The 2,649-nt window shown below is 69.1% G+C and carries 2 protein-coding genes; one reads left to right on the top strand and one right to left on the bottom strand.

Annotation, left to right across the window (positions count from 1 at the left end; all coding sequences use genetic code 11):
- Positions 1 to 50 precede the first annotated feature (50 nt).
- Positions 51 to 1,793 carry an acyl-CoA dehydrogenase gene (locus WAL33_RS00210; protein WP_422177330.1) on the bottom strand — a complete coding sequence of 581 codons (1,743 nt, stop codon included), beginning with the start codon at positions 1,791 to 1,793 and terminating at the stop codon, positions 51 to 53.
- Between the two features lie 172 nt (positions 1,794 to 1,965).
- On the opposite strand from WAL33_RS00210, the gene WAL33_RS00215 reads away from it, so the two are divergent.
- On the top strand, positions 1,966 to 2,580 hold the full coding sequence (locus tag WAL33_RS00215) for a YceI family protein (protein ID WP_422177332.1): 615 nt from the start codon (positions 1,966 to 1,968) through the stop codon (positions 2,578 to 2,580).
- Positions 2,581 to 2,649: the final 69 nt, after the last annotated feature.

Genomic DNA, 2,649 nt, shown 5'->3' on the forward strand with positions numbered 1-2,649 from the left:
CCCCGATCCTCCCCCTTTGGGGGAGGTGGCCCGGAGGGCCGGAGGGGGTTTCACGCCCCCAGCATCTCCGGCGTCACGACTTCCAGGTCCGCCGAACCGCCCGTCACCGCCGCCACCTGCCCCGGCACGCCGGCCAGCACGTTCTCGCCATAGACCCGCGCCAGGGCCAGCCGCAGACCCATGGGCTCGGCCAGCGCGCCCTTGGCCAGCATCCAGCCGCCGACCGTGTCGCCCAGCAGCTTCAGATAGGCCGTGGCGCCCGACAGGGCGTCGGGCATGGCCCGGGCGCGGCGTTCGATCAGCCAGGCCGTCGCCGAACCGACCGCGTCCAGGGCCGCCTTGAAGCGCAGGGCCACGCCGCCCAGCTCGCCGCCGGCGGCCTCCAGAGCCTCCTGGGTGTCGCGCATGTCGTCCATCAGGTCGCCGATCGCCTGGCCTTCCGACAGGCCCAGCTTGCGGCCGATCAGGTCGATGGCCTGGATGCCGTTGGCGCCTTCGTAGATCGGGGCGATGCGGGCGTCGCGATAGTGCTGGGCCGCGCCGGTCTCCTCGATGAAGCCCATGCCGCCGTGCACCTGCACGCCCTGCGAGGCGACCTCGACGCCGATGTCGGTGGACCAGGCCTTGGCGATCGGGGTCAGCAACTCCTCGCGCAGCTTGGCGGTGGCCCGATCTTCCTGGGTGGCGGCGTGGGTCGAAAGGTCCGCGGCCACGGCGGTCGACAGGCAGATGCCCCGCGCCGCCTCGATCTTGGCCTTCATAAGCACCAGGGTCTTGCGGATGTCGGGATGGTCGTACAGCCGCGAGGGCTGGACGCCGGTCCAGGCCGAGCGGCCCTGGGTGCGCTCCAGCGAGAAGTCCAGCGCCTGCTGGTAGGCCCGCTCGGCGATGGCCACGCCCTGAGCCCCGACCTGCAGCCGCGCGGCGTTCATCATCGTGAACATGTGGGCCAGGCCCTGGCCCAGTCCGCCGACCAGCTCGGCCTTGGCGCCCTCGTACAGCATCACGCAGGTGGGCGAGCCGTGGATGCCCAACTTGTGCTCCAGCCCGCCGACCCGCACGGCGTTGGCCGCGCCCAGGGCGCCGGCCTCGTCGACCATGACCTTGGGGGCCAGGAACAGCGAGATGCCCTTGACGCCCGGAGGGGCGTCGGGCGTGCGGGCCAGCACCAGGTGCAGGATGTTGTCGGCCGCGTCGTGATCGCCCCAGGTGATGAAGATCTTCTGGCCCGACAGGGCGTAGCCGCCGTCGCCGTCCGGCGTGGCCATCGTGGTCAGGGCGCCCAGGTCCGAGCCGGCCTGGGGCTCGGTCAGGTTCATGGTCCCGGTCCATTCGCCCGACACCAGCTTGGGAAGATAGAGGGCCTTCTGGCGGTCCGAGCCGTGATGGGCCAGGGCCTCGATGGCCCCCAGGCTCAGCATCGGGCACAGGCCGAACGCCATGTTGGCGGCCTGTACCATTTCCAGCACCGCGACCTCCAGGGTCTTGGGCAGACCCTGACCGCCGTGCTCGGGCGCGGCCGCCAGGCTGGTCCAGCCGTCTTGCGCGAACTGGCGATAGGCGTCGGCGAAGCCCGGGGCGGCGCGGACTACGCCGTTCTCGAGTGTTGCGCCGACCAGGTCGCCGGCCCGGTTGAGCGGGGCCAGCACCTCGCCGGCGAACACGCCCGCGGCCTGCAGCACGGCCTCCACGGTGTCGGCGTCGGCCTCGGGGAAGGCGGCGGCCAGGCGGTCGAAACCGGCCACGTGCTTGAGGGCGAAGGCGAGGTCGCGGACGGGCGCGCGGTAGGTCATGGGGAAGGGTCCGATCTGGCGGCAGGCTCAGGTGAACTTCGTTTAGATGCTGACGCGCACGGTGCAAAGTCGAACCGATCACGGCTTCGTGAAGCGCCTGCCCTTCCTCTACACGTCAAGCTTCTTAAGTCGGGGGTTCAGCAACTGCAGCTGTCACAATTTGGAGACTTCCATGAACCGCCGTTTCGCCTCCGCCGTCCTGGCTGGCGCCCTTGTGTCCGCGTCCTTCGTTCTTCCGGCCGTGGCCTCCGCCCAGGTCGCGACCGATCCGGCCGCCGCCCCCGCCGGAACCTGGACGCTCGACAAGCGCCACGCCAGCGTGACGATGAAGGTCGTGCACTTCGGCACGTCGCACTACACCTTCCGCTTCGCCCAGGGCGCGGTTGACGGCTCCTACGTCTACGACCCGGCCAAGCCGCTGGACACCAAGGTCTCGATCACCATCGACGCGGCCAAGGTCGACACCGGCCTGCCGGACTTCGACAAGGAAATCGGCACCGACCCGAAGTTCTTCAACGCCGCCCAGTATCCGAAGATCACCTTCGTCTCGACCAAGGTCGAGCCGGGCAAGCTGACCGGCGACCTGACCTTCCGCGGCGTGACCAAGCCGGTCACCCTGGACGTCAAGTACAACGGCTACGCCAAGACCCCGTTCGGCTCGCAGATCATGGGCTTCTCGGCCACCGGCAAGATCAAGCGCTCGGACTTCGGCTTCACCCACCTGGTGCCGATGGTCAGCGACGAGGTCGACCTGGCGATCGAAGCCGAGTTCAATCCGAAGAAGTAGATATTGGTAGGGTGGCGTCCTTGGTCCGAAATCCTCGTCCTTCGACAAGCTCAGGATGAGGATTTCTAC

This window comes from Caulobacter sp. (assembly GCF_049283275.1).
Lineage (GTDB): Bacteria > Pseudomonadota > Alphaproteobacteria > Caulobacterales > Caulobacteraceae > Caulobacter.

What these genes read in the sequence shown, in the direction of transcription:
- WAL33_RS00215 (WP_422177332.1), top strand. Translation starts at nt 1,966, where the DNA reads ATGAACCGCCGTTTCGCCTCCGCCGTCCTGGCTGGCGCCCTTGTGTCC.
- WAL33_RS00210 (WP_422177330.1), bottom strand. Translation starts at nt 1,793, where the DNA reads ATGACCTACCGCGCGCCCGTCCGCGACCTCGCCTTCGCCCTCAAGCAC.